Raw genomic sequence first — 24,987 nt, 5'->3', positions numbered from 1 at the left:
ACAAAAAGGAGCTGTTCTTTTTAGGGAACAGCTCCTGTCACGTTTATAATTTTACAACATTTGACGCCTGTGGTCCGCGATTACCTTCCACCACATCAAATGATACCTTTTGACCTTCTTCAAGTGTACGGAAGCCTTCCTCTTGGATCCCCGTAAAATGTACAAATACATCTTCTCCATCATCACATTCAATAAAGCCATAACCTTTTTCATTATTGAACCACTTTACGATTCCCTGTTGCATAAGCATTCGCCTCCAATGCGCTTGAATGTAAAACTAAATCAATTAAGTCGTGACATAATTTAGAAAATGTGAAAAAATGCATTTTCACTTAGAACATACATGAATTGAGCAAAGTTGTCAATTGATTGTCGAAATGCCTTGTATAACTATCTATGAATTCTTTCACAATAAAGGCTATAATGGAATTTAACAACAGAGAAAGTAGGATGCCATATGACAACGAAAAATCAACCTTTAACAGATTTAGAAATTGCAAGTCAAGCGGTTATGAAGCCTATTACTGAAATTGCGAAAGCTGCGGGTATTCCAGAGGAAGCACTCGAACAATATGGCCGCTACAAGGCAAAAATTGATCCATTAAAAATTACAGCACACGGTGAGGATGCAAAAGTAGTTTTAGTAACAGCTATTAGTCCTACTCCAGCAGGTGAAGGGAAATCAACTGTAACGGTTGGACTTGCTGATGCTCTTCATCAATTGAATAAAAATGTTGCGGTTGCTTTACGTGAGCCATCACTAGGTCCAGTAATGGGCGTAAAAGGTGGTGCAACGGGTGGTGGATATGCACAGGTCGTACCAATGGAAGATATTAATTTACATTTCACTGGCGATCTTCACGCAATTACTACGGCCAACAATGCATTATCTGCATTTATTGATAATCATATCCATCAAGGCAATGCGTTAAACATAGACCCTCGTCGCATTATTTGGAAGCGTGTGATGGATTTAAATGACCGTGCGCTTCGTAAAGTAGTCGTTGGTTTAGGTGGTCCTGTTCAAGGGATGCCGCGTGAGGACGGCTTTGACATTACAGTTGCGTCAGAAGTTATGGCTGTGTTCTGTTTAGCGACAAGCATTGAAGATTTACGTGAACGTTTAGCAAGCATCGTGATTGGTTACACATTTGAGCGTGAGCCTGTATTCGTGCGTGATCTACAAGTAGAAGGTGCTTTAACATTATTATTGAAGGATGCCTTCAAACCAAATTTAGTACAAACCCTTGAAGGAACACCTGCCATTATTCATGGTGGTCCATTCGCCAATATCGCTCATGGCTGTAACTCCATTATGGCAACCCAAACAGCACGAAAGCTAGCTGATATCGTAGTAACTGAAGCGGGCTTCGGTTCAGATTTAGGTGCTGAAAAATTCATGAACATTAAAGCACGTAAAGCAGGTTTCAAGCCAAGTGCCGTTGTCATTGTAGCAACGATTCGAGCATTAAAAATGCATGGTGGTGTAGCAAAAACAGCACTCATTGATGAGAATGTTGAAGCACTTTTACAAGGAATTGAAAACTTAGCTAAACACGTTGAGACAGTTCGTACATTTGGCGTTGAACCGATAATCGCTTTGAATCGTTTTATTACGGACACAGAGGCTGAGTTAGAAGCAGTCCTGAACTGGTGTCAAGATAATCATGTACGTATTGCTCGTACAAATGTCTGGGAAGAGGGTGGCAAAGGTGGGCTAGCTTTAGCAGAGCAAGTGCTAGCTGTACTGGATGAAGAAAACAATTTCTCACCTTTATATGACGTAACAGAATCTATCGAAGAAAAAGTACGTACAATCGTGCAAAAAGTGTATGGTGGGAAAGATGTACAATTTACAGACCAAGCCAAAAAACAAATTGTCCAAATTGAGAAATTCGGTTGGGACTCTCTGCCGATCTGTATGGCGAAAACGCAATATTCTTTATCCGATCAACCAAGTCTTTTAGGACGCCCAGAAGGATTTACAATCACAATACGTGAAGTTATTCCAAAACTTGGTGCAGGCTTCTTAGTTTGTCTTACAGGCGATATTATGACAATGCCAGGTTTACCAAAAACACCAGCTGCCTTTCGTATGGATGTAGATAATGATGGACATGCGGTAGGTTTGTTCTAATTTAATAATTAAATGTACAAAAGCTGCTCCTTGATAGGGCAGCTTTTAATTTTCAAAGGAGGGAAGCACCATATCGAATCAGTAAACAACTAGCCAGCCATAAAAAAATGGCTACTCGAATGATGATATCTATTGTCAATTAAAAGGCAGAAAGCTTTCTTTCTCGTTTTATCTTTTTTAGAAGCCTAACAGAAAAAGCAGAAATAAAATGAGTTAAATAAAGAAATTGGAAAGAAACAATAAAAGCTACCATCATCTTCATCGAGTAAGATGGGCAGCTTTTACTGTTTCTTCAGCGGGTTGGTATTACATAACATAACTATCGTTCCTACTTCCTTCATAACTTACTTCATTTTGGCTTAAATGAAACTCGGAAAAAAAATGGTGCCTAAAAAAATAATCTATTTTTGTTAGCACGACTCTGATATGATACAGCTTTTTGCAATATGTTGGCAAAATAATAGGTGTATTATTTTACATTAAAGGGAGGAGTTACGTTCACACATACTCAAAGCAATGAATAGTAGAAGGTAACATCGATTAATGGTAAAGATATTACACGTTTGCGACATATGGCCAAAGCCTTCTTGGTCGTGAAAACAAGCTAACTGTTCGTTCACTTATCTCGTCATGTACATTCACTATGCGGGTTAAAACAAAGAATTTCTAAGGGAAAGTGTTCACTTTTATTTGTTTTCTTAGATGATTGGTTTACACTATACGCACGTCATCTTTCAACACAATATTCAATTGTAAGCCCGCTGAAGTTGTATAATCTGTCGAAACATAGCTGTTGTACATTACTGAAATAGTGAGGTTACAGAACAAAAATAGATGTTCTGTATGGTTAGTATATAATATTCTGAAAAATTAGTCAATTGAAAGTGTTTTTTATTTGATTTTTTGTTTCTTACCAACTCCTCTAAGCAATGCAGTATAATTACAAAGGAAAGGACTGAACAAAAAATGAACAATTTAATGGATAAAGTACGAGGAATTTATGAGCAATTTGATGCTAGCCATGACTTTCAGCATATTGAACGCGTTTATCAAAATGCGTTAGCGATTTTACATACAGAGCCAGAAGCAGATGCGGAGGTCGTAAAAATTGCTGTGCTTTTGCATGATGTGAGCGATAAAAAGTATACCGATAGTAAAGAGCAAGAAGAGCAGCTAATTGCTGAGTTACCTCTGAGCGAAGAGAAAAAGCAGCATATCAGAGATTGTATTGCACAAGTATCGTTTAATGGTGGAAATGAGCTTGAAGCAACTTCTATTGAGGCAAAAATTGTACGAGATGCAGATCGATTAGATGCGATTGGGGCCATTGGAATTGCACGTACATTTGCATTTGGCGGTGCGAAAGGTCGTAAGCTTTACGATAAGGAAGAGGAAGCACGGTTAAATATGACGGAAGAGGAGTACCGCCATAAAAATACATCCTCCGTCACACATTTTTACGAGAAGCTCTTATTTTTGAAGGATTTAATGACAACTGAAAAGGGCATACAAATGGCTCAGGAACGCCATCAATATATGGAAAGCTTTTTGGATCAATTACACCATGAAATAGGTAAGTAAATATTAAAGTTAGACTCTGATAGGAAAAGGCATAGGTGCTGCATGAAATTGCATACTTGTGCCTTTTTGCTTTGCGCGGGTGTTTTTAGAAAAGGAGTAGGATTTGTTGTCCTTTGTTTACCTGACATTTGATGTTATGATAAAAATGGATATCAATAATAAAAGTCTACATAAACGTAGTGTGGGCACTAACACACCTAAAATGAAAGAGATGGAAAAGTGTAATGAGTCATTTAATTGTACAAAATTTAACGAAAACCGTGGGCGATAAAACGCTCTTTCAGAATATTGAATTTACGATTTATGAGGGGGAGCGAACTGGATTAATCGGTATTAACGGAACTGGTAAATCTACATTGCTTTCCATTTTAGCAGGTGAAATCGAAGCGGATTCCATGAATGTGGACCGCCCAAATAAATACCGTGTTGCTTATTTACCGCAGGAGCCAACTTTTAATAGTGGTGAAACAGTGCTACAGGCAGTGTTTGCAGGGGATTCTCCTATTTTAAAGTTAAATCGTCAATACGAGGAAGCAGTAGCGTCACTTGCTTTAGATCCAACCTCAGAAAGTTTACAAAAGACATTGTTCAACTTACAACATCGAATGGATGAGGAGCAAGCATGGGATGTCAATGCCCTCGCCAAGACAGCGCTAACAAAGCTTGGAATTGAAATGTTTGAAAAAGAGGTCTTAACGCTGTCAGGTGGCCAGCAAAAGCGCGTAGCTTTAGCAAAAGTTTTAATAGAGCCGGCAGATCTGTATTTATTGGACGAGCCTACCAACCATTTAGATGTACAGTCAACTGAATGGCTGCAAGAAATGGTACTACGATTAAAAGGGGCCGTTATTTTTATTACCCATGATCGTTATTTCTTAGATGAACTATCGACACATATCTACGAGCTAGCAGATCAAACGTTGTATCGACATACTGGGAATTATGGAGATTATTTAGAGGCGCGTGCCATTCGTGAAGAAATGAAAGCAGCCTCTGCCCAAAAAGATCGCAACCGCTATCGTTCAGAATTAAAATGGATTCGTCGTGGAGCGAAAGCGCGTTCTACGAAGCAAAAGGCACGTATTCAACGCTTTGAACAGCTAGAGGATAACTTAGAGCGTAAATCAGACGATGTTTCATTAGAGATTGGACTAGCAACAACACGTCTCGGTCGAAAAGTTTTAGAGGCTGAGAATATTTCAAAGGCTTTTGGCCAACAAAAAATTCTTGAAGATTTTTCATTTTTACTGCAGCAGGGTGACCGTATTGGTATTATCGGCGCGAATGGTGTAGGGAAATCAACATTATTGAACATGCTAGCAGGAGAGCTTACACCTGATCAAGGTGAAATTCTTGTAGGCTCGACGGTAAAGTTAGCACATTTCAAGCAAACACTGCCTAAAATGAATGAAAATGAGCGTATGATTGAATATATTCGCGAAGCCTCCAATGATATTACTGATGCAGAAGGTGTACGCTACTCGGCTGCTCAAATGTTAGAGCGTTTCTTATTCCCACTGCATGCGCATGGCACACCAATTGGTAAATTATCGGGTGGGGAGCGTAAACGTCTACATTTATTAAGACTATTAATGGAGCAGCCAAACGTCCTGTTATTGGATGAGCCTACAAACGATTTAGATATTGAAACACTCGGTGTGCTAGAGGATTTCATCGAGCATTTCCCAGGAGTTGTTATCACAATTTCTCACGATCGCTTTTTCCTAGATCGTATTGCGAAAAAACTGTGGATTTTAGATGGCCAAGGGCATGTTGAAGAGAAGCTTGATATTTATAGTGAATATTTACAGAAACGTGAACAAGAGGCGACAGTAAAGGTAGAGGCACCAAAAGTAGAAAAACCTAAGGTCGAGAAGCCGAAATCGGATAAGAAAAAATTATCCTTTAAAGAGCAAAAAGAATGGGAAACGATTGCTGATGACATCGAGAAGACAGAGACAGCGATTATGGAGACAGAAGAGGGTATTGCCAACTCTGGTGCGGACTTTACAAAGCTACAGGAATTAACGGCAAAGCTTGATGAGCTGAATGCACATTATGAACATCTTATTGAAAGATGGTCTTATTTAGATGAAATCGTTAACGGATAAGGAGCGATAGACATGAAAATTATTACCATTGAACCGACACCCAGTCCTAATTCTATGAAGATTGTCGTTGATACAGAGTTACCTTTTGGCAAAAGCTATAATTTTACAAAGGATAATAAAGAACAAGCAACTGGTGAAGCAGCAGCGATTTTAGCCATTGAGGGTGTTAAGGGTGTTTACCATGTAGCAGATTTCTTCGCAGTTGAGCGTAACGCAAAATATGCATGGGAAGGTATTTTAGCAAGTATCCGTCAGGTGTTAGGCGAAGACGTCCAAGAAGAAAACGTGATGCAAGTTGCCAATGAATTTTATGGTGAAGTGTATGTTCATGTACAATTTTATAAACAGGTGCCACTACAAGTAAAAGTATTTGACAATCAACGGGAGCACCGCGTGAGCTGTGGTGAGCGCTTTGTAGAAGCATTCAATAAAATTACTGAGAGCGCAATGGATGAAAATTATATTTTCCAACGTAAGTGGATTGACTATGGCGTGCGCTATGGAGAGCTTGAGGAAATCGCTGAAGCAGTGAAGCAAGAGATAGATGTAACCTATTCAGAGGAACGATTAACAGAGATTGTCGCAATGATTAATGATACTGACAAATCAATTACGAAAACAACCAAGCTAAAAATTACTGTTGAGCAGTTCAAGCAACCTGAATGGGAAAAACGTTTCCAATTGCTTGACCAAATGGCAGATCCGGAGCTAGATGATTTGCCGCTTTTAGATTTGGCGTTACAGGACGAGCAAATGTCTATCCGCCGACTTGCAACAGTTTATTTAGGAATGATTGAAGATGTGGCAGTTGTTCCATACTTGGAAAAGGCATTACAGGACAAAAGTGCAGCGGTTCGTCGAACTGCAGGAGATTGTATGAGTGACCTCGGCTTCGTGGAGTTTGAAGACGCGATGCAGCAAGCATTACAGGATAAAAACAAACTTGTTCGTTGGCGTGCAGCCATGTACTTATATGAAGTCGGTACTGAAAAGTCATTAGCAGCATTAAAGGCAGCTGATGAGGATAAAGAGTTCGAAGTGAAGCTACAAGTAAAAATGGCGATTGCCCGTATTGAACAAGGTGAGGAAGCAAAAGGTTCTGTTTGGAAGCAAATGACAGAATCTCGCCAGCAATAAAAGGAATAAACCAGCATCTATTTAAGCTACTATTAGCTTAAAGTAGAGGCTGGTTTTTGTTTTAATTGAAGACAATTTTCTTTCTACTAAATCATCTAACCTATGCTTTAAATTTTCAGCTATACTTAGAGTGAAGGTGAAATGATAGATACACATCCATTTGGTATGTCCAAAACTTTTTCTTTGTTGACCAATCCCAGTCACTTTCAACTCTGGGAATTTCACTTCATACTCTATAGGTGATTTTCTTTTGCAAAGCTTATAATCTAAAACAGTTCTATCAACGGAGAATACGCTCCTAACAGCGAAGAAAGCAATTTAACGAGGAGGAATATTAAGATGAACACGAAAAAAATTACAGATGAAAAGGATTTAAAAACAGCATTTGCCATTCGTCAAAAAGTTTTTATAGAGGAGCAAAAGGTACCAGAGGAAGAAGAATTTGATGAGTTCGACAAGCTAGATGCAGCATGTGATCATATTCTTGTGTACTTTAACGATCAACCTGTTGGCACTGGAAGACTGCGAGTTGTTGATGGCTACGGTAAACTAGAGCGTATATGTATATTAATAGAATTCCGTAAATTTGGTTTAGGTAAAGTGATTATCCAAAGTTTAGAGGAAATAGCACTTAAAAAAGGTTTAACAAAATATAAATTAAACGCGCAATCCTACGCAGAGGGTTTTTATGAAAAATTAGGCTATAAGCGTGAAGGTGAAGAATTTATGGATTGTGGTATCCCACATATTTTAATGAAAAAACAATTTAATAAGGTGTAGGATGGACAGACAATAAAAATATATAAATATACGCTATACATAAGCGGTATTTGTTTTTTACCGCTTGGTGTATAAGATATGATAATTAAGCAGTAGGAGGATTTATTCATGCTTGATATTCATACTTAGGTAAACATTGTACTGACTTTATTTCTAGATATGCGAAATCAGTTTGTGAATGGAGATACAATGATGTCTAGGTAAGATCAGATAATATTGGGGGAAGAGGTGATTAATGGGTCTTTTTGATGTCGAAAATGTACAAATCTCGTTGTATTTCAAATACGTAACAATTTCATAATATTAAATGAATGGGAGAATAATTATGGGAGAAATTAGAACAACAAAGGAACAAATTGTAGAATATTGGTTTAATATTATAGATGAAAGTGGCTTGAGCGTGGATGCCAGTGAAGCTATTGAAAGATGCTGGAGATGTGGTTATAAGGCTCGACTACAACGTTGCCACATAATTCCTGATTCTCTAGGTGGGACAGACTCAGTTAATAACCTAGTTTTGCTTTGTGAGCGCTGTCATATAGAAAACCCAAATGTAAGTGATACTAAAATAATGTGGGATTGGATTAGAGCATATACTACTCCTTTTTATGACACTTTTTGGATGATAGAAGGATTTAAAGAATACGAATTTATATACGGTAAATCATTTGAAGAAGAGGTTAGAGAAAGAAATATTAAAAATACAGAATTAATTAAAAAGAGATTTCATGAAGAATTTAAGAAAGCATCCTTTCATTTTGGTCATCCCTACTTGAATAAGGCTACAATAGCAGGGATGATACACATGGTACTTAAAAAATATGACAAGGAAAACATTTCTACAGAAAACTGTGATTAAAAAATGTTTATATTTAGCTGTGGATTCCATTTGGATCAAGTAATATTTTAATTGCATCTTTATCACTTATTTTAGAGGGAGTTACGGTAAATAAATCGATATGAATCATATCTTCATATACGACTAATAGCTGAGGAGCAATAATATAGATGTCATCATTGAATATGGCTTTCTTATAAGTTTCAATATGTTGGCTGCGGTTAGGTAAAAATGCTTCGACATTTTCTTCATTTACAACGCAATAAATATCGATATCTGAAAATTCATCATGCTCCTCTCTAGCCATTGCTCCTCTTAAAAACATGATTTAATTTCAAGTGTATTCTCTCTTTCTATTCAAACAGGCTACCCAAATAATATTTTGAGTAGCCTGATTTTCTAGACTTCCTTTACAACAGTACCTGAGAAGCTATCGTGAGGAAGAAGTTGTCCATTTTGTTGTTTGAATGCTTTTGGATTTTTCAAGTAATCGAGTGTGCTAATTGAGTCACGGTAAGCCATTCGTTTCATAATTTGAGTGGAAGTCAGCTCAGTCCCATTTTTATTTTCAAGAACTAGCCCCATTTTTTTGTAGCCAACTGTTTCCCATTTTTACGCAATTGTCCAATTTCAAGTGCCCACGTAACGACTGTCGGTGTGACAATGGCATGAATTGCCTCGTTTTTTATTCTTTTTCGCAGGACATATTCCACACCAGTTGCGACAGCCGACGAAATAGCCAAATCAATTAGAAATGCTTTTGTTCGTTTTTTTGTAATAGAATTTCATCACCTAAGCGCCTCCTCTTATTCAGCTTTAATACGAATTGCAACAGAATAAGTTCCAAGATATTCAAAATAACATGTTGTCTCTAAACGGTATCTCTTGCTCAGAAAGGTAAGATGCAATGGCACCATGTTTTTCTGTCGAAGCACCTGCATAGTGATTGGCGAATGTAAGGAGGGGAACAGCCTGCTGCTTACAAAAATCGATGAGATTGGCTGCTGTAATCTGTTTGCTAAGGAGAATAGCTAACATTGCGCCAATAAAGGCATCACCCGCTCCAGTTGTATCAATTGCATGGACCTCGTCAGCTGGCACTATGACATGAAGGTTTTTAGTATAAAGACTTGCACCCTCGGCTCCTCGAGTAATGATGAGTACTTGTACTTTCCCTTGAAATAATGAATGGACTGCTGTTTCTTCATCCTCAATCGCTGTTATAAACAACAATTCCTCCTCGGACAGTTTAACGATATGGGCCTTAGGTAAAAATTCTAAAATGGTTTGACGACATGCCCTCTCATCATTCCATAGTGGTAATCGAACATTGGGATCAAAAGAAACAAGGCTACCTGCCTGATGAGCCTGTTCTATCAAGGCCACATGTGCATGTTTCATAGGGCTTTCCACTAGATTAACGGAACAAAAATGAAGAATATCTTTTGCTGTGAATAGATTAGCTGGGAGTTGCTCTTTGTTGTAAAGTAAATCGGCTGCGTGGCGACGATAAAATACGAAGTCACGGCCTCCATCACTTGTCAGAGAAACAAAAGCTAGACTTGTTTCACCCTCAATAGTTTGTAAAATATAGTTTGTATCGACACCAGCCTGTTTTAACGTGTCTATGAGAAAATCTCCAAAAGCATCCTGACCTACCTGGGTGAGAATGGCAGCTTGTTGCCCAAGTTTTGCACATGCGGCAGCGACATTGGCAGGAGCCCCTCCAGCATTTTTAGTGAATTGCTTAACTGTAGCTATGGAGGCGTTTTGTTCAGTAGGTGTAAAATCAATTAACAATTCACCAATCGTATAAAGTTTATTCAATGAAAAACCTCCTTACTATCAAATTAAGATGGAGCTTGGGACACACGTTTTTTCTTCGGAATGTAAATGGTATAAAAGATGCCACCGAAAATTAACACAATACCCATTGTTTGCGTGAAATTTGGCATAAAATCAAGCAACAGCATATCGAGCAATATTGCCACAACCGGGTCAACAAATACTAATACTGAAACTAGAATTGTAGATAAACTACGAATACTATCAAAAAATAAATAGTAAACAAATCCTGTATGAATAAAGCCTGTTCCTAAAATATATAGCCAGTTTGTTGATGTTAAGCCTTCAAACAATGAAAAATTGATAAAGGGAAGTAGCATGATAATTCCGACCATTGTTTGTATATACGTTAATGCATAGGAGCTAAGTTTTATGATCGTTTTACTCGTTAGCATCGTAAACGCGTAAAACAATGCAGACAGTAATGCCCAAATAAAGCCTGATTTCATAAATTCAGAGAGTGATAAAAAATTATTTAAGCCAATAATGAACATACTGCCGATAAAACAAGTCACTGTTGCTAGCAATGCTTGAATAGTCATCTTTTCTTTTAAAAACAATGCGCCAAATATTAATACGAATATTGGTGCTAAATTATAGATCGAAATCGCAATGGAAATCGACATTTCTTCAAAGGCTTTAAATAAGAATACCCAATTTAAGACAATAAAAACACCGCAAATAAGTGTTCGTAAAATTTCTTTTTTATCCCATACTTCTGTTTTATGCCCACCTGTGATGAGCCACATTCCTCCTAGAAAAAGGGTAGCACAAATGCATCTGACAAATACTAGCTCGACGGCAGGTACGCCAGTATGAACGGTAAAAAATCCGATGGAGCCAAAGAGAGCCATTGAGACAGTTAGTTTGATAATTGCTGAAATGTTCATACAAAACCTTCTTTCTATTAATATTGTTACAATCTTTGACGCTAGTGAAAGTAGGGGAGACTTAACATTATTTCTCTCAGTAGAGGGTGGAACAGCTCAGCTAAGAGAAGAATCTGCTCAGGTAGAGATCGACTTCGCTCAGCTAAGAGAAAAATCCGCTCGGGTAGAGGTCAACCTCGCTCAGCTAAGGGAAGAATCCGCTCAGGTCAAGGTCGACTTCGCTCAGCTAAGAGAAGAATCCGCTCGGGTAGAGGTCTCCATCGCTCAGCTAAGAGAAAAATCCGCTCGGGTAGAGGTCGACCTAGCTCAGCTAAGAGAAAAATCCGCTCAGGTCAAGGTCGACTTCGCTCAGCTAAGAGGAGAATCCGCTCGGGTAGAGGTCTCGATCGCTCAGCTAAGAGAAAAATCCGCTCGGGTCAAGGCCGACCTCGCTCAGCTAAGAGAAGAATGCGCTCAGGTCAAGATCGGAACAGCTCAGCTAAGAGAAGAATCCGCTCGGGTCAAGGTCTCCATCGCTCAGCTAAGAGAAAAATCCGCTCAGGTCAAGGTCAACTTCGCTCAGCTAAGAGAAGAATCTGCTTCGGTCAAGATCAGAACAGCTCAGCTAAGAATCCGCTTAGCCCCCATTCCCCTACAAACCTTTCAATCCCTAATGTTCAAAAAATAAGTAAAGAAAGCCGACAGCATATGTCAACTGTCGGCTTTTCATGAATAGTTCTACAATTATTCTCGGATTTGGCCGTTACCGTGAATGAAATATTTTGTAGATGTTAATGCAGGTAAGCCCATTGGTCCACGAGCGTGTAATTTTTGTGTACTAATGCCAATTTCTGCACCGTAGCCAAATTCAAAGCCATCTGTAAAGCGAGTAGATGCATTATGATAAACAGCTGCTGCATCCACGCTATTTAAGAAAGTATCCGCTACTAATGGATCTTCTGTTATGATGGCTTCTGAGTGATTTGTGCCGAACTTATTAATGTGTTCGATTGCTTCATAAACGTTTTCCACAATTTTAACGCTGATCTTTAAATCTAAATATTCAGTTGCATAGTCTTCTTCAGTTGCTGGATGAGCGAAATCAAGTGCTTGACAAACAGTTTCATCGCCGATAATTGTCACACCTGCTTGATGCATAGCACTTAGTAGCTGTTTGCCGTACTCATTAAACCAATCAGGATGTATTAGTAAGCTTTCTGCTGCATTACAAACAGAAGGGCGCTGTGTTTTCGCATTGATACAAATTTTTTCTGTTTTTATGTAATCGGCCGTTTGGTCTACATAAATATGACAGTTACCAGCGCCTGTTTCTAGTACAGGTACAGTCGCCTCACTTACTACTAAATCAATTAGTGCCTTTCCACCGCGAGGGATCAGAACATCTAAGTATTCTTTTAAATGGAATAATTCTTTCGCTGTTTCTCGATTTGTATCTTCAATCAATTGTACCGCGTCTACAGGGATTGACGTTTTTTCGAGTGCACGATGGATACTTGCTACAAGAGCTACATTAGAAAATTTAGCAGAGGAACTACCCCGTAAAAGGACGGCATTCCCTGTTTTTAAGGATAATGTTGCTGCATCGACTGTTACATTAGGACGTGCCTCGTAAATCATCCCAATAACGCCGATTGGCACCATACGTTTTTCAATCAGTAATCCATTATCCTTTTCAATTCTCTCTAGAAGGCTGCCGACTGGATCATTTAAATTTACGAGCAGATGAATAGCATTTGCCATAGCCTCAATTCGTTCCTTGTTCAGCATAATACGATCAAGTGTGGAAGCAGGCATTCCTTTTTCCTCACCAATTGTTAAATCTTTTGCATTTTCAGCAATAATATAGTCTTGATCGATTATCAATTGCTCGGCAATTTTTGTGAGAGCCTCGTTTTTTTCACATGAAGTTTTAATATTTAAAATATAGCTAGCAGCTTTTGCCAGTTTTCCTTTGTGTTGAACTTCACTAGTCATGTAAATGCCTCCTTAATTTGTTTGGATTTTTAGCCATTTATCTCGATGAATAACCTCAATTGGATAGTTTGCCAACTCATCTGTTCGTTTTCCCATCGCATGAGCTAACTCTAGGGAAGAATACAAGACCTCGCCTCGTCCAAGCAGCCCCTTTTCACTATAAACTTCGACAACATCACCATTTACGAAATCACCTTCGACACGATATACACCAGCAGGTAGCAAGCTTTTGCCATTTGCCAATATCGCATGTTCTGCACCACTATCTATAAAAATTTTACCAGATACTTCCGTGAGTGCAATCCACTGTTTGTTATTTGTTAAAATTTCAAGTGCATCATGTTCAACATACGTACCATCACCACGTCCTTCAACGATGTCGACAAGCTTATTAGCACCGTGACCAGTTCCGATAAACACCTTGACACCTGCGTTTAAGGCTGCTCGCGCTGCAAGTAATTTAGATTCCATACCACCTGTACCAACTCTAGAGCCTGCACCATCAGCAAAGCCAAGCATTTCATCGGTTACCTCTGTTAAGCGATCAATACGCTTGGCTTGGGGGTTTTTATTTGGATTAGCGTTATATAGGCCATTAATATCTGTTAAAATAATGAGCTGATCTGCGTGTACAAGGCCACTCACCAGTGCCGATAACATATCGTTATCTCCAAACGTTAACTCACTGACAGATACCGTATCATTTTCGTTAATGATAGGGAGCATGGAACGTTCTAGTAATTCCTCAAATGTAGCGTATGCATTTTTATAGCGCTCCTTTTTTGAGAAGTCAGTGCGTGTTAGTAAGATTTGGGCAGGGACAATATCATAAATGCTAAATAAAGCATTGTAGGTTTGGATCAGTAAGCTTTGCCCAACAGCCGCTGCTGCCTGTTTACCTTTTACCGTAACAGGACGAGAAGGGTAGCCTAGCTGTTTAAAGCCTGCTGCAACAGCACCAGATGACACAAGCAATACTTCATAACCATATTTTTTTAATTCAGCTATCGCTTGCACATGATCCATTAAACGAACTTTATCAATTTCACCTTTTGCATTTGTTAAGGAGCTACTTCCAATTTTGACGACGATCCTTTTTCTTTCCATAACAATACCTCCAATTCGTTCATACACTAATTCTTTACACTGCTCTATTTGCTTTAGTAGCCATAAGGATTTCGCTACTATGTAAAAAGCTATCGAACATTCAATGTTATGTAAGATGTCTAAACCCTATTTGTTGATGCAGTATCTTTAATGAAATAAAAAAACCTTTTCATCCTAAGAAACTAGGACGAAAAGGTTCGCTTTCCGTGGTACCACCTACATTGAACGTCATTGACATTCCACTTTACTCATAACGCTTGAGACTGCGCCTAGTTTGGCTAGGACGTATTACGAAGTAGGTTCTTTAGTCTTTCTTGCACAATGCCTTTCAGCCGATGGACATCGCTCTCTTATCAAGCAGTTTCTAGGTACTAGTCTTCGTTCGCAAATTTAATATAAAAAATTCTTGTGTGGGCTATATGCCAATGACTATGGCAGAGCTCTATTGTTTTAAAAAGTAATTGAATAAAGAATGCACTACTTCAGCGAGTCTGTCAAGCTGAATGGAAAAGTTAATAGAAAGTTTTGAATAAATAAGTAGGTAATGCTGAACAAACGAGGGTAAAGGGTAGGGGATACATTTCTAATTATTTAAACCACCAAATGGCGATTAAGAGCGGGAGCATCGCTAAAATAATGACGAAGAAACTCCATACTATTTGTTTTCCTGAGGACATATTTTTCGGTTTTATACTCATTTGTTCATATAATTGATTGATGGCAAGTTGCTCTTTTGTGTAGAGCATCGCTTGAAATTCATCATAATCTTGTATATAACTTGAGGGGGCACGAGGACTGAAGCGTAAACTTCGAATATCGTCAGTAATCTCATTTTCGCCTATCCAATAGGTAATAACAGGAGCTAATCCTGAATTTTGGGTAGCCTGTACCTCGATATCGTGTGTTTTCATTTTATAATAGACATTTCCCTGTTCGTCTTGATATTGTCTTACAATATCACTTACTGCCACCAACAACACCTCTTTCTCTTTTAAACAATACACTTTTTTTTATTATAAGGTATTAATCGAGAAAAGTGTTGCTTAAACGAGTATTATTGGTAGGATAATTTTTTTCTCAAAATTCAATATAAAGTCATAAACTTACATCTAAAGAAAACAACGTCATGTAGTATAATGGAAATATTATTTAAAAGAAGTTGAAGGAAGGGAAAGTATTGGAATTTTCGACGTTGTTAGCGTTTTTAGGAGCAGCGATTATTTTAACCCTCATGCCAGGGCCAGATAATTTGTTTGTTCTTGCACAAAGCATTGCTCAAGATAAAAAGGCCGGCATTGCAACATCATTTGGTCTTTGTACAGGCTTACTCGTCCATATTGGCGCTGCCGTTTTAGGTATCTCTGCTATTATTTATCAATCGACAGTGATTTTTTCTATTGTCAAATTTGCTGGAGCTGCCTATTTATTGTATTTAGCGTGGCAATCATTTCGAGCAAAAGGAGATCCTTTTACATTAGAGCAGCAAAATGCCCAAGCCTATATAACGTTATATAGAAAAGGGATATTGATGAATATTTTAAATCCAAAGGTCTCTTTATTTTTCTTAGCACTATTGCCACAGTTTGTAAATCCTTCGCAGGGACATGTTGCTTTACAAATGCTAGTATTGGGTATTGTATTTTTAGTACAAGCGTTGATTCTCTTTTCGTTGTTTAGTATATTTGCTGGGAAAGTAAGGAAAGTCATTATTGGTAAACCTGCGATTGCCAAACGCTTAAACACTATCCAAGGTGTCCTATTCGCGTTTATTGGGATACAAATTGCACTAAGTAAACAGTAAAGGGAGGAATTCACATGGCAATATTACATATTACCTTCAGCTTATCTACACAAGGCTCCATAAAACTTGCAATACGTCAAAACCATTTACAGCGAGAGGAGTCTGTCCTTAGTGTCAATGATGTTTTCTCGATTGGTCCACTTACTAGCTTAGAAGAACGAAAAAGCTGGTTGGCAACTCATATTTTTAGAGAAAATGAAGATCTTGAATTATATGAAGATGTCCATGAAAATTGGAAGAAAAAAATCGCAGGATTGCCGTGCGATGTCGATGTTTGGATTTGGTACAGTCAAAATACACATGAAGAGATTGGACTTCGCTATGTCATGAGTGAGCTTGTTCATAAATGCTGTATGGTCTATGGAATTGACGCGACAGAAGGCTTGAAGCGTTTCCAACCAAACATGGAGTTACGTCATACAGGTGTGCTATCCTCTGAGATGTTAATGAAGCTTCGTCCTGATGCTAAGCGTTTTTCGATTGAAGAGTGTCAGCAACTCGCAAAGGAGTGGGAGGAGCTAAAGCAAAATCAAAGTACACTACGTATGTGGAAAGATGGTATTGTGCATGTAGAGGAAGATACATTAGATCCTATTATTATCGAGTGTGCAAAAGGTTTGCAAGTACAGCACAATGAAGAATGGCTTTTACCTATGCGTATCATCGGTGAAACATTTGGAGTATTTAATGACTATTTAAGTGAAGAATTTGTGGAAAACCGCCTGATCGCTCTTGTCAAACAGGGACTTTTTGAACTTGATGGCGATACAACAGATATGCATTCTTATCGCGTAAAATATGTAGGAATGTAATCGATGGGTTAAATTTTCTTCAATAGAATAAAACAGCTTCTAGCTAGTAACCACCTCTCACTTTTGGAGAAGGTGGTTTTTGTACCCATAAGATTATCCATTTCACAAAAGTGTTGGACAGCTTTCACGGCAAATTATCGATATAAAAGTCAATTGGGTGTGGGTATATCAGTTACACTGACATTTGCAAAAGCAATTTGATAAAGTAAAGCGAGTAACAATTGTGAGAAAGGTGACATTGTTACTCGCTTTTGTGCTTAAGCCATCATTAAATTATTTCTTTTCATAAAAATCAAATACAAACTGCTGAAATTGTCGTGCAGATGGTGAAAGGTAGCGATTTTCAATCCAAGCCATACCAATTATACGTTCACAGACCATATCCTCCACACGAATTTTAGCCAATTTTTTAGGGTTTAGGTCTTCATCATCAGGCAGTAACGATACGCCAAGACCTGCACCTACAAAGCCAGCAATGGTTGATACCTCATCGCCTTCATAGGTAATTTTCGGTTTAATACCTGCTGCATTTAATAATCGATCAGCAGTACGGCGCAATGCATACCCCTTTTTCATAAGAACAAAATTTTCTTGTTCAAGCTCTTTCATTTTAATGCTCTTGCGATTGGCGAGGGGATGGTCAATTGGCACCATAATATAAAGTTCATCACGCCACAGCTCCTTCCAACAAACAGGTGGCTCAGTGTCAATTGCTGCAAGGAGGCAAAGGTCTAACTCTCCTGCAAGTAATTGCTTCAGCTGTGAATGTGAGTAGTTTTGTGTAAAGTGAAAACGTATATGCGGGTGTTTCTGACGGAAAGCGCGGATTAAATCAGGTACGATACTAGTCCCCAGAGTATGTAAAAAGCCGAGTGACACATCTCCAAGCTCTGGGTTATTAAGCTCCTGTAATTCTAGGACTGCCTTTTCATATTCTTTACGCATGCGTTGGACACGATATAAAAATAACTCGCCATATCTGTTAAGCATAATTGAACGTCCTTGTCGATCAAATAAGGGTACTCCTAATTCCTCTTCAAGTTTAGAAATCGAGCGACTTAATGCTGGCTGAGAAATTGCTAATGCTTCAGCAGCACGTGTCATATGCTCAAGTTTTGCTACAGTTGCAAAATATTCTAATTGTTGCCACTCCATGTTCTCACCACCACTATTCCTTATATTTTGAGTTACCTGCATTATAACGGTAAAAGAGTAGGAAGTATAGGCGCCAAAAAAATTTGAAAAAGATGGAGCACTTAAAAAGAGGAATGTAAAATTAAAGTAGCTGAAAGTGTGATAGTACAGCCATTAACCTCACATCATTTATGCATGTAACACATCAAAACGATAAAAACTATAAATTGTACATTATGAATAAAGGGTGTTAAGATAGACACATAAAATACACAATTCAAATTTCCGTGAAGGGGATATTATAAAATGAATTTATCAAAGCCACAACCTCTAACAATTGAGGGAGGCAAAAAAGCCGTACTATTACTGCATGGATTCACAGGTAGCACAAAAGATGTGAAAAAGCTAGGTGAATTTTTATCCAAACGTGGTTATACAGTTCATGCACCAATTTATAGTGGGCATGGAGTAGAACCAGAAGCTTTACTTGAAACAAGACCAGAAGATTGGTGGAACGATGTTGTGGAAGGTTATAACTTCCTACAGAGTAAAGGCTATGAAGAAATCGCAGTAGTAGGGATTTCACTTGGCGGCGTATTTTCGTTAAAAGTAGCAGAGAAGTTTCCAGTGAAAGCATGTGTTGCTATGTGTGCACCAATTACGCGCGATAACTCAAAAGGATTATTTACTCGTTTATATCATTACGCTCGTTTATATAAACATTTTGAAAATAAATCAAAAGATCAAATTATTTCTGAATTACATGAATTACGTATTACACCGAAAGATTCATTAGATGGTGTGACACGTTTAACAACTGAAACACGTGAGGAATTATCAACAATTAAAGCACCAACATTAGTATTACAAGGTTCATTAGATGATGAACTTTACCAAGAAAGTGCGCCTTTCATTTTGGATACAGTGGAAACAGATGACAAAGAAATTATTTGGTATGAAAATTCTGGTCATATTATTACACTAGATAAAGAGCGAGAAAAAGTGTACGAGGACGTATACAAATTTTTAGATCATATAGAGTGGTCAGTAGCAAACTAAGAGCTGTCAGCAGACAGCTCTTTTAAATTTGTCTTTTAGAAGCTAGGAACGGACCATTTCATAATTATATATTGAAAAACTATTGTTTTTATAATAAATGCCTGATACCATTGTGGAATTGTAGTGAAAAATCATTCGATTAAAATAATTTGCTATAGTCAAATACATCTAAGGAGTAACAAAAATGCAACAGAAAATACCTTTTTCAACATATGCAGTCATCGGCACAATGCTTTTCGGACTGTATTTTGGAGCAGGGAATCTAATTTTTCCAATTCAGCTAGGACAATTAGCAGGAACTAACTTTTGGCTTGGATTAATTGGATTTTTAGTAACAGCTATTGGTCTACCGTTTCTGGGTATCTTGGCAATTGGTTTATCAGGTAGTAACGGATTACGTGATTTAGCGAGTCGAGTTCATCCTTTATTTGGCGTCATCTTTTCATTAGCGCTATATTTAACGATTGGCCCATTTTTTGCCATTCCACGTACAGCAACAGTACCGTTTGTCGTTGGCTTTGAACCATATATTCAAGCACAGCACACAACACTTCTACTTGCAATATTTAGCTTTGTATTTTTTGCTATCGTGTATTACTTCTCATTGAATCCTGCGAAAATTATGGATTATATCGGTAAATATTTAACACCTGCCTTTTTGATTGTGCTATTTATTTTAATTATTACAAGTATTGTAAAGCCAATGGGTCATTTCCAACAGCCAATGGGAGACTATATTGATGCAGCATTTATGACAGGCTTTAAAGAAGGCTACAATACAATGGATGCTCTAGCGTCATTAGCCTTCGGAATTGTTGTCATTAATGCCATTAAAAGCGCAGGAATTTCTAATAGAAAAGAAATTGCAAAGGCTACCTGGAAATCGGGTATTTTTGCCATGGCGTTAATGATGTTAATATATGGTCTAATTACGTATATGGGGGCATCAAGTATTGGAGCTGTTGGCTCATTTGATAATGGTGGCTTAATATTTGCAGCTGTTGCTGATCATTATTTCGGTTCATTTGGAGCTATTTTATTGGCAATCATTATTGTCCTTGCTTGTTTAAAGACAAGTATCGGCTTAATCACATCTTGTAGTGAGTTTTTCCACGAAGTGTTTCCGAAAATAAGCTATAAATGGTTTGTTTTGTTATTGTGTGTTGTGTCATTTACAATTGCCAACTTCGGATTAACGAATATTATTAAGTTTGCCATTCCAGTGCTGATGTTCTTATATCCGCTAGCAATTGTCTTAATTCTACTTGCTTTAAGCTCCTCGCTATTTAAACATAAGCAAACGGTCTATGCGATTGCGATGATTTTTACATTTTTTATTAGTTTAATAGATGGCTATAAAGCATTAGCTGCAAGCATTCCGGCAGCAAAATTAAGTATTTTTGAGGCGATTCAACAGGCTTATTCTGACTTTTTACCTTTTTATGACATCGGTTTAGGTTGGATATTACCAGCGTTGGTTGGGGCATTTATAGGATACTTATTCCCAGCGAAAAGGGCATAAACGGTAAGAATGAGGCTGGGACATAAGTATATTTTCAAAGAAAATTAAAAAATTTCACATCAGAAAAGCGCGAGAAATCAACGTTTAAAATTGATTTCTTGCGCTTTTTAAGGTTTTAGGCAGTTTTTGTCTATTTTAATTGTAAAAAAGGCACGTACCAGTGAATAGGTACGTGCATCCTCTGTATTAGTAAGCTGTCCAGCCACCATCAACAGCAATTACTTGGCCGTTTACAAAGCTTGCTTCATCTGAGCCAAGGAAAATAGCAAGCTGAGCGATTTCCTCTGGCTGTCCAGCACGTGGATTAATAGCCAAACCTAGCGCTTGGCGAGCTGCACCTGTTTGACTCACATTTGTCATAGAAGAAGCAATGTTTGTGATAACTGCACCAGGAGCAATACCGTTACAGCGAATATTTTTATCTGCATACATAAATGCTGTGTTTTTTGTTAAACCAACTACAGCATGCTTTGAAGCCGTGTAGGCAGCCCCGGCACGAGCGCCATATAGACCACCAGCAGAAATATTGTTAACAATGACACCATGTCCTTGAGCAAGGAAAATTTCTGTTGCCAGACGCATAGAACGCATAACAGCAGTTGTATTTACCGCAAATACTTTATCCCAACGTTCATCAGAAAGTTCACCAACTGGCTCCATACCATCCATAATACCTGCATTATTGACTAAAATATCTAATTGACCATAAGCATTTTTTGTTTCATCAAATAAGCGTTGTAAGTCTTCTGTTGATGCGACATTTGTTTGAACTGCGATAGCTGAGCCACCAGCTGCTTTGATACTTTCAACAACAGCTTGAGCACCCTCTAAATTCAAGTCAGAAACCACGACTTTTGCGCCTTCTTTAGCATATCCTTCTGCGATAGCTTTCCCCATACCTGAAGCTGCACCTGTTACGATTGCTACTTTTTCTTCTAATCTCATCCCAAAGACCTCCTATTTAAGTTGTTTCTCCAGAGATTGTCCTAACACAGAGTAGTATGTGAACATTTCTTGGATGTATCATGTCAGATATTGAACATGTGTTCATTAAAATAATATAATAGTTATGTAAGCGATTTCAATACGCAAAATACGAAGAACTGTTCAATAATCAACACATTTATACAAATCTGTTTAATATGGAGATGAAAAATTTGACTGCCAATGATTTAAGAGTTGTTAAAACAAAGCAAGCGTTGCACAATGGATTATTGACTTTATTGAGTGAAAAGCCATTAGAAAACATTACAATTGCAGAAATTTGCCGTGTTGCAAAAGTGAATAGGGGCACATTCTACTTACATTATGAGCAAAAGGAAGGTCTATTTGAAGAATACTTTCAGGAAATAATGGAGGATTTGTATCATTCTTATGAAGAACCATATCGCGCAGTGACAACATTGGATAAGAATCAATTAGATCCAAATACTATTCGAATTTTTCATCATATTGAGCGCTTTAAAATGTTCTATCGCATTGTTTTTTCAAAAAATGTACCTCTAACTTATTATTATATGCTGTTTGATGAAATTCATTCGCTTATGAAAAGGGACCTAACAGCTCATAAAATTCACGATGATATCTCCATTGATTATTATAGTGCCTATCAAGCAAATGCTATTATCGGTTTAATCATTCAGTGGTACCGTCAGGATTTTACAGATAGTGTTAGCACTTTGAATATGCAACTTGCTGCTATTTTACGGTTTGGGCATTGATAAGTAATGAAATAAAGAGATTAAACTTAATAGAATGACGGCGAGGACTATTTTGTAAAATAGTCCTCTAAATAATTATAAGAGCTTTGTTGAGTTACCTTCATATCAATACCCCTATAAAGAAAATATTACTTTCCCTATTGTTATTTAAAGTTTTTTTCTGAAGATATGAATCTTGTTAGTTCAACTCGTAATCTAGTTACAGAACAGAAGGGGTTTCTACTTTCGATTTTTTAATAGCAACAACTATGGTAGAGATGGCCAATGTTACAGCAATAATCATTCCTAACGAACTACTATTGCTCATTAAATTGTCAGAGCTTCCTCCGAAGATAATGGTGTAATAGCCATCTGCTCCATATGTAGCCGGAAGAATAGAAGCTAGTTTATTGTAAAAATCAGATAGCATCATTTGCGGAACAAGAACACCTGATGTAACAAGCTGTAGCGAAAGGGCGCAAATATTAAATACCATGCCCAAATTCCCAAAGACTATGACAAAAACTTGAGCTAAGCAGAGGAAAGCCCAGAACATTAAAGCTTGAAATAGGTAGATTGTTAAAAAGATTTGGTCACTTGCAATATGAAATAGCTGCATTAAAGCAATTGTTATTAATGGGAGGGTAAAGGCTACACCAATATTAATAAGCTGTCTTGCTAGGAACAATTGCCATTTTGAAATGGTATCTTGTACAAGTTGTGCGGCTTGCTGATGCTGCATAATCATAACCATTGCTCCAACAAATGACGAAATAATAACCATTAATGGTACAAAGTTGGCAGCGAAATCTTCAACATTATTTGTTTTAATAATCATAGAATTCACTGAGCGATCCTTTACACTTTGAACGGTAGAAGCAACAGCATCTTGAATTTGTAGTGCTGCATTTTGTTCCAGTGGGAGCTGTGAAAATTTTTGAGTAAATATCTCAATGGTCTTACCTTGTTGTAAAGGATAAATGCTGTGATTAATTTCCTCTGTTAGTTGTTTGCCTACGCTCTCCATCATATTTTTTGCGATACTTGCATTTGCTTGATTAATAGAATATATTATTTCAGCTTCTTTACCAGCTTGCAGTTGTGTAGAAAAGTCGCTCGGAATATGAATAATCATATTAATGTCACGTTGATTTAACTTCTGATCAGCTTGCTTTAAAGAGGTGAAATCTTCTATTGAAAAAGGTAGAGTTGCTTTTATTTTGTTTGCTACCTGTTGACCGATCTCAGTATCTTCACTAATTAGTCCAATTTTTAAATTTTCAGCTCTGTCATTTACACCATCATACGCGGTCATCCAAATAGAAAAGAAAATAACTTGAAAAGCAATAGTGGCAACAATGCCAATATACGTTTCACGAATTCTAAATAATGCTTGTAAACCTTTCATAATAGACCTCCTGTATAAGTAAGTACTTACTTGCATCGAAAGGAAAAATTTTTTCTAGGGAGCCAATCCCCTAGAAAAAATTGAAACGCTCATTTTTAACAATTCTTCAGTTGGCATATCAGAAACTATTGTTCCTAAGCGTGCCCGCGACATAAAATGACCAAAATTAAGGGCAATAAGTGATAATGCTGCTGCTTCAACATCAAGCTCTCTAATTTTCCCTCTACGATGCATTTCCTCAAAATAATGAATCAACTCATGTTTAATTAGGAGAGGGATATTGGCAATCTCCTCATTAATTTCAGGAAATTGCATAGCTTCTTTAAAGCCAATCATTACGAAGTCCTGAATAGACATTAAAAAGTTAAAATGTTTAAGGGAGAAATTGAGTAAATCCGTTTCCAATTCCCATGTAACATTTTGATTAATCTCTTCTTGTAAAACCGGATAATAGGAGAAACGCTCAATAATGGCTTTTAAAATGCCGCGCTTGTTACCGAAATGGCGAAAAATGGTTACTTCATTAACGCCAGCTAATTCAGCAATTGCTTTAGTTGTTGCCGCGGTATATCCCTTCTCGCTGACAAGATGTAAGGCTGCTTCAATAATTCGTTCTGCGGTATTTTTGGTAGACAAAAATATACTTCCCTTCATGCAAGTAATTACTTACATGCTAGCATAGTACAATTTCTTATGCAACAAAAATAATAACGCTCATGTTGAATTAAGAAGTGCTCAGGTGGTAAGTAAAATCGCTCAGGTAATGTCAAAAAGCGCTCGGGTGGCGTGTAAAATCGCTCAGGTAATGTCAAAAAGTGCTCGGGCGGCAGGAAGACTCGCTCAGGTAATATCAAAAATCGCTCGGGTAGTTGTGCGAACCGCTCAGGTACCAGGCGAACTTCTTCAGATGAATCCGGCCTCCGCTATGACACAAAATAAATGAATGTATTGACAACTATATCGACGGCTGATATATTTTTATTATATCGTCAGTCGATATATTGTTGGACGATATAAGGCGGCTAAATCATTGGAGGATTCTTCTTCATTCCACACTTATTATTAGTCTTCATCAATCGGGTTTTTTGCGGGGATTAAATCTATTTACTACCTATAAAAGCTTTTTAGTACAGATAAATTACTGCCCGTTA

The 24,987-nt window shown here is 37.7% G+C and carries 23 protein-coding genes and 1 pseudogene; 12 read left to right on the top strand and 12 right to left on the bottom strand.

The window, feature by feature from the left end; genetic code table 11:
• Positions 1-43: 43 nt before the first annotated feature.
• A complete protein-coding gene (locus tag ACIQXF_RS11505) occupies positions 44-244 on the bottom strand; it encodes a cold-shock protein (protein ID WP_004269397.1) in 201 nt (66 codons plus the stop codon).
• Positions 245-457: 213 nt separating this feature from the next.
• On the opposite strand from ACIQXF_RS11505, the gene ACIQXF_RS11500 reads away from it, so the two are divergent.
• The 6 genes from ACIQXF_RS11500 (at position 458) to ACIQXF_RS11475 (ending at position 8,605) form a co-directional block, all read left to right on the top strand.
• Positions 458-2,137: a formate--tetrahydrofolate ligase gene (locus ACIQXF_RS11500; protein WP_402782941.1), complete on the top strand. Its 1,680-nt coding sequence runs from the start codon at positions 458-460 to the stop codon at positions 2,135-2,137.
• A gap of 966 nt (positions 2,138-3,103) precedes the next feature.
• Positions 3,104-3,718, top strand: a complete 615-nt coding sequence (locus ACIQXF_RS11495; RefSeq protein ID WP_402782939.1) for an HD domain-containing protein — start codon at positions 3,104-3,106, stop codon at positions 3,716-3,718.
• Positions 3,719-3,942: 224 nt separating this feature from the next.
• Complete coding sequence (locus ACIQXF_RS11490; protein ID WP_402782937.1) at positions 3,943-5,829, top strand: ABC-F family ATP-binding cassette domain-containing protein; 1,887 nt, start codon at positions 3,943-3,945, stop codon at positions 5,827-5,829.
• A gap of 12 nt (positions 5,830-5,841) precedes the next feature.
• Positions 5,842-6,966 (top strand): conserved virulence factor C family protein, encoded by a 1,125-nt coding sequence (locus ACIQXF_RS11485; protein WP_402782935.1) that lies wholly within the window; start codon positions 5,842-5,844, stop codon positions 6,964-6,966.
• Positions 6,967-7,305: 339 nt separating this feature from the next.
• Positions 7,306-7,746 carry a GNAT family N-acetyltransferase gene (locus ACIQXF_RS11480; RefSeq protein ID WP_402782933.1) on the top strand — a complete coding sequence of 147 codons (441 nt, stop codon included), beginning with the start codon at positions 7,306-7,308 and terminating at the stop codon, positions 7,744-7,746.
• Between the two features lie 325 nt (positions 7,747-8,071).
• Positions 8,072-8,605 (top strand): HNH endonuclease, encoded by a 534-nt coding sequence (locus tag ACIQXF_RS11475; RefSeq protein ID WP_402782931.1) that lies wholly within the window; start codon positions 8,072-8,074, stop codon positions 8,603-8,605.
• A gap of 13 nt (positions 8,606-8,618) precedes the next feature.
• Here the strand turns inward: ACIQXF_RS11475 and ACIQXF_RS11470 are convergent, their stop codons facing one another.
• The 4 genes and pseudogenes from ACIQXF_RS11470 to ACIQXF_RS11455 form a co-directional block, all read right to left on the bottom strand.
• Positions 8,619-8,909 carry a nucleotidyltransferase domain-containing protein gene (locus tag ACIQXF_RS11470; RefSeq protein WP_402782929.1) on the bottom strand — a complete coding sequence of 97 codons (291 nt, stop codon included), beginning with the start codon at positions 8,907-8,909 and terminating at the stop codon, positions 8,619-8,621.
• A gap of 74 nt (positions 8,910-8,983) precedes the next feature.
• Positions 8,984-9,363, bottom strand: a pseudogene (locus ACIQXF_RS11465) (RDD family protein).
• Between the two features lie 73 nt (positions 9,364-9,436).
• Positions 9,437-10,411 carry a carbohydrate kinase family protein gene (locus ACIQXF_RS11460; RefSeq protein ID WP_402782927.1) on the bottom strand — a complete coding sequence of 325 codons (975 nt, stop codon included), beginning with the start codon at positions 10,409-10,411 and terminating at the stop codon, positions 9,437-9,439.
• Between the two features lie 23 nt (positions 10,412-10,434).
• A complete protein-coding gene (locus ACIQXF_RS11455) occupies positions 10,435-11,319 on the bottom strand; it encodes a DMT family transporter (protein WP_402782925.1) in 885 nt (294 codons plus the stop codon).
• On the opposite strand from ACIQXF_RS11455, the gene ACIQXF_RS11450 reads away from it, so the two are divergent.
• A complete protein-coding gene (locus tag ACIQXF_RS11450) occupies positions 11,312-11,986 on the top strand; it encodes a hypothetical protein (RefSeq protein ID WP_402782923.1) in 675 nt (224 codons plus the stop codon). The genes ACIQXF_RS11455 and ACIQXF_RS11450 overlap by 8 nt on opposite strands.
• Before the next feature lie 56 nt (positions 11,987-12,042).
• Here the strand turns inward: ACIQXF_RS11450 and ACIQXF_RS11445 are convergent, their stop codons facing one another.
• From ACIQXF_RS11445 to ACIQXF_RS11435, 3 genes are all read right to left on the bottom strand, one after another.
• A complete protein-coding gene (locus ACIQXF_RS11445) occupies positions 12,043-13,293 on the bottom strand; it encodes a glutamate-5-semialdehyde dehydrogenase (protein ID WP_402782921.1) in 1,251 nt (416 codons plus the stop codon).
• A 12-nt stretch (positions 13,294-13,305) separates the two neighbouring features.
• Positions 13,306-14,400 (bottom strand): glutamate 5-kinase, encoded by a 1,095-nt coding sequence (proB, locus tag ACIQXF_RS11440; RefSeq protein ID WP_402782919.1) that lies wholly within the window; start codon positions 14,398-14,400, stop codon positions 13,306-13,308.
• 587 nt (positions 14,401-14,987) lie between these two features.
• On the bottom strand, positions 14,988-15,371 hold the full coding sequence (locus ACIQXF_RS11435) for a sodium:proton antiporter (protein ID WP_402782918.1): 384 nt from the start codon (positions 15,369-15,371) through the stop codon (positions 14,988-14,990).
• A 206-nt stretch (positions 15,372-15,577) separates the two neighbouring features.
• Between ACIQXF_RS11435 and ACIQXF_RS11430 the strand changes: the two genes are divergently transcribed.
• A complete protein-coding gene (locus ACIQXF_RS11430; RefSeq protein WP_402782917.1) occupies positions 15,578-16,201 on the top strand; it encodes a LysE family translocator in 624 nt (207 codons plus the stop codon).
• 14 nt (positions 16,202-16,215) lie between these two features.
• A complete protein-coding gene (locus ACIQXF_RS11425) occupies positions 16,216-17,013 on the top strand; it encodes a DUF1835 domain-containing protein (RefSeq protein WP_402782915.1) in 798 nt (265 codons plus the stop codon).
• Positions 17,014-17,286: 273 nt separating this feature from the next.
• Here the strand turns inward: ACIQXF_RS11425 and ACIQXF_RS11420 are convergent, their stop codons facing one another.
• The gene (locus ACIQXF_RS11420) at positions 17,287-18,168 is read right to left on the bottom strand and encodes a LysR family transcriptional regulator (protein WP_402782913.1); all 882 of its coding nucleotides are present in this window, start codon (positions 18,166-18,168) and stop codon (positions 17,287-17,289) included.
• Positions 18,169-18,453: 285 nt separating this feature from the next.
• Between ACIQXF_RS11420 and ACIQXF_RS11415 the strand changes: the two genes are divergently transcribed.
• Together ACIQXF_RS11415 and brnQ are read left to right on the top strand one after the other, a co-directional pair.
• A complete protein-coding gene (locus ACIQXF_RS11415; protein ID WP_402782911.1) occupies positions 18,454-19,206 on the top strand; it encodes an alpha/beta hydrolase in 753 nt (250 codons plus the stop codon).
• Positions 19,207-19,390: 184 nt separating this feature from the next.
• Complete coding sequence (brnQ, locus tag ACIQXF_RS11410) at positions 19,391-20,728, top strand: branched-chain amino acid transport system II carrier protein (protein ID WP_402782909.1); 1,338 nt, start codon at positions 19,391-19,393, stop codon at positions 20,726-20,728.
• A 186-nt stretch (positions 20,729-20,914) separates the two neighbouring features.
• Here the strand turns inward: brnQ and ACIQXF_RS11405 are convergent, their stop codons facing one another.
• Positions 20,915-21,673, bottom strand: coding sequence for an SDR family oxidoreductase (locus tag ACIQXF_RS11405; protein WP_402782907.1), 759 nt, complete (start codon positions 21,671-21,673; stop codon positions 20,915-20,917).
• Positions 21,674-21,885: 212 nt separating this feature from the next.
• Between ACIQXF_RS11405 and ACIQXF_RS11400 the strand changes: the two genes are divergently transcribed.
• On the top strand, positions 21,886-22,449 hold the full coding sequence (locus ACIQXF_RS11400; RefSeq protein WP_402782905.1) for a TetR/AcrR family transcriptional regulator: 564 nt from the start codon (positions 21,886-21,888) through the stop codon (positions 22,447-22,449).
• Positions 22,450-22,648: 199 nt separating this feature from the next.
• Here ACIQXF_RS11400 and ACIQXF_RS11395 read toward each other — a convergent pair whose 3' ends face one another.
• On the bottom strand, positions 22,649-23,836 hold the full coding sequence (locus tag ACIQXF_RS11395; protein WP_402782903.1) for a YhgE/Pip domain-containing protein: 1,188 nt from the start codon (positions 23,834-23,836) through the stop codon (positions 22,649-22,651).
• A gap of 54 nt (positions 23,837-23,890) precedes the next feature.
• A complete protein-coding gene (locus ACIQXF_RS11390) occupies positions 23,891-24,490 on the bottom strand; it encodes a TetR/AcrR family transcriptional regulator (RefSeq protein WP_402782901.1) in 600 nt (199 codons plus the stop codon).
• Between the last annotated feature and the right edge of the window lie 497 nt (positions 24,491-24,987).

The sequence above is a fragment of the Lysinibacillus sp. NPDC097231 genome (assembly GCF_044761885.1).
Classification (GTDB): domain Bacteria; phylum Bacillota; class Bacilli; order Bacillales_A; family Planococcaceae; genus Lysinibacillus.
This window is presented reverse-complemented; position numbering and strand designations above follow the sequence as displayed.

What these genes read in the sequence shown, in the direction of transcription:
- ACIQXF_RS11405 (WP_402782907.1), bottom strand. Translation starts at nt 21,673, where the DNA reads ATGAGATTAGAAGAAAAAGTAGCAATCGTAACAGGTGCAGCTTCAGGT.
- brnQ (WP_402782909.1), top strand. Translation starts at nt 19,391, where the DNA reads ATGCAACAGAAAATACCTTTTTCAACATATGCAGTCATCGGCACAATG.
- ACIQXF_RS11500 (WP_402782941.1), top strand. Translation starts at nt 458, where the DNA reads ATGACAACGAAAAATCAACCTTTAACAGATTTAGAAATTGCAAGTCAA.
- ACIQXF_RS11445 (WP_402782921.1), bottom strand. Translation starts at nt 13,293, where the DNA reads ATGACTAGTGAAGTTCAACACAAAGGAAAACTGGCAAAAGCTGCTAGC.
- ACIQXF_RS11420 (WP_402782913.1), bottom strand. Translation starts at nt 18,168, where the DNA reads ATGGAGTGGCAACAATTAGAATATTTTGCAACTGTAGCAAAACTTGAG.
- ACIQXF_RS11425 (WP_402782915.1), top strand. Translation starts at nt 16,216, where the DNA reads ATGGCAATATTACATATTACCTTCAGCTTATCTACACAAGGCTCCATA.
- ACIQXF_RS11450 (WP_402782923.1), top strand. Translation starts at nt 11,312, where the DNA reads ATGTTCATACAAAACCTTCTTTCTATTAATATTGTTACAATCTTTGAC.
- ACIQXF_RS11475 (WP_402782931.1), top strand. Translation starts at nt 8,072, where the DNA reads ATGGGAGAAATTAGAACAACAAAGGAACAAATTGTAGAATATTGGTTT.
- ACIQXF_RS11490 (WP_402782937.1), top strand. Translation starts at nt 3,943, where the DNA reads ATGAGTCATTTAATTGTACAAAATTTAACGAAAACCGTGGGCGATAAA.
- ACIQXF_RS11455 (WP_402782925.1), bottom strand. Translation starts at nt 11,319, where the DNA reads ATGAACATTTCAGCAATTATCAAACTAACTGTCTCAATGGCTCTCTTT.
- ACIQXF_RS11415 (WP_402782911.1), top strand. Translation starts at nt 18,454, where the DNA reads ATGAATTTATCAAAGCCACAACCTCTAACAATTGAGGGAGGCAAAAAA.
- ACIQXF_RS11480 (WP_402782933.1), top strand. Translation starts at nt 7,306, where the DNA reads ATGAACACGAAAAAAATTACAGATGAAAAGGATTTAAAAACAGCATTT.
- ACIQXF_RS11505 (WP_004269397.1), bottom strand. Translation starts at nt 244, where the DNA reads ATGCAACAGGGAATCGTAAAGTGGTTCAATAATGAAAAAGGTTATGGC.
- ACIQXF_RS11395 (WP_402782903.1), bottom strand. Translation starts at nt 23,836, where the DNA reads ATGAAAGGTTTACAAGCATTATTTAGAATTCGTGAAACGTATATTGGC.
- ACIQXF_RS11470 (WP_402782929.1), bottom strand. Translation starts at nt 8,909, where the DNA reads ATGTTTTTAAGAGGAGCAATGGCTAGAGAGGAGCATGATGAATTTTCA.
- ACIQXF_RS11390 (WP_402782901.1), bottom strand. Translation starts at nt 24,490, where the DNA reads ATGAAGGGAAGTATATTTTTGTCTACCAAAAATACCGCAGAACGAATT.
- ACIQXF_RS11495 (WP_402782939.1), top strand. Translation starts at nt 3,104, where the DNA reads ATGAACAATTTAATGGATAAAGTACGAGGAATTTATGAGCAATTTGAT.
- proB (WP_402782919.1), bottom strand. Translation starts at nt 14,400, where the DNA reads ATGGAAAGAAAAAGGATCGTCGTCAAAATTGGAAGTAGCTCCTTAACA.
- ACIQXF_RS11485 (WP_402782935.1), top strand. Translation starts at nt 5,842, where the DNA reads ATGAAAATTATTACCATTGAACCGACACCCAGTCCTAATTCTATGAAG.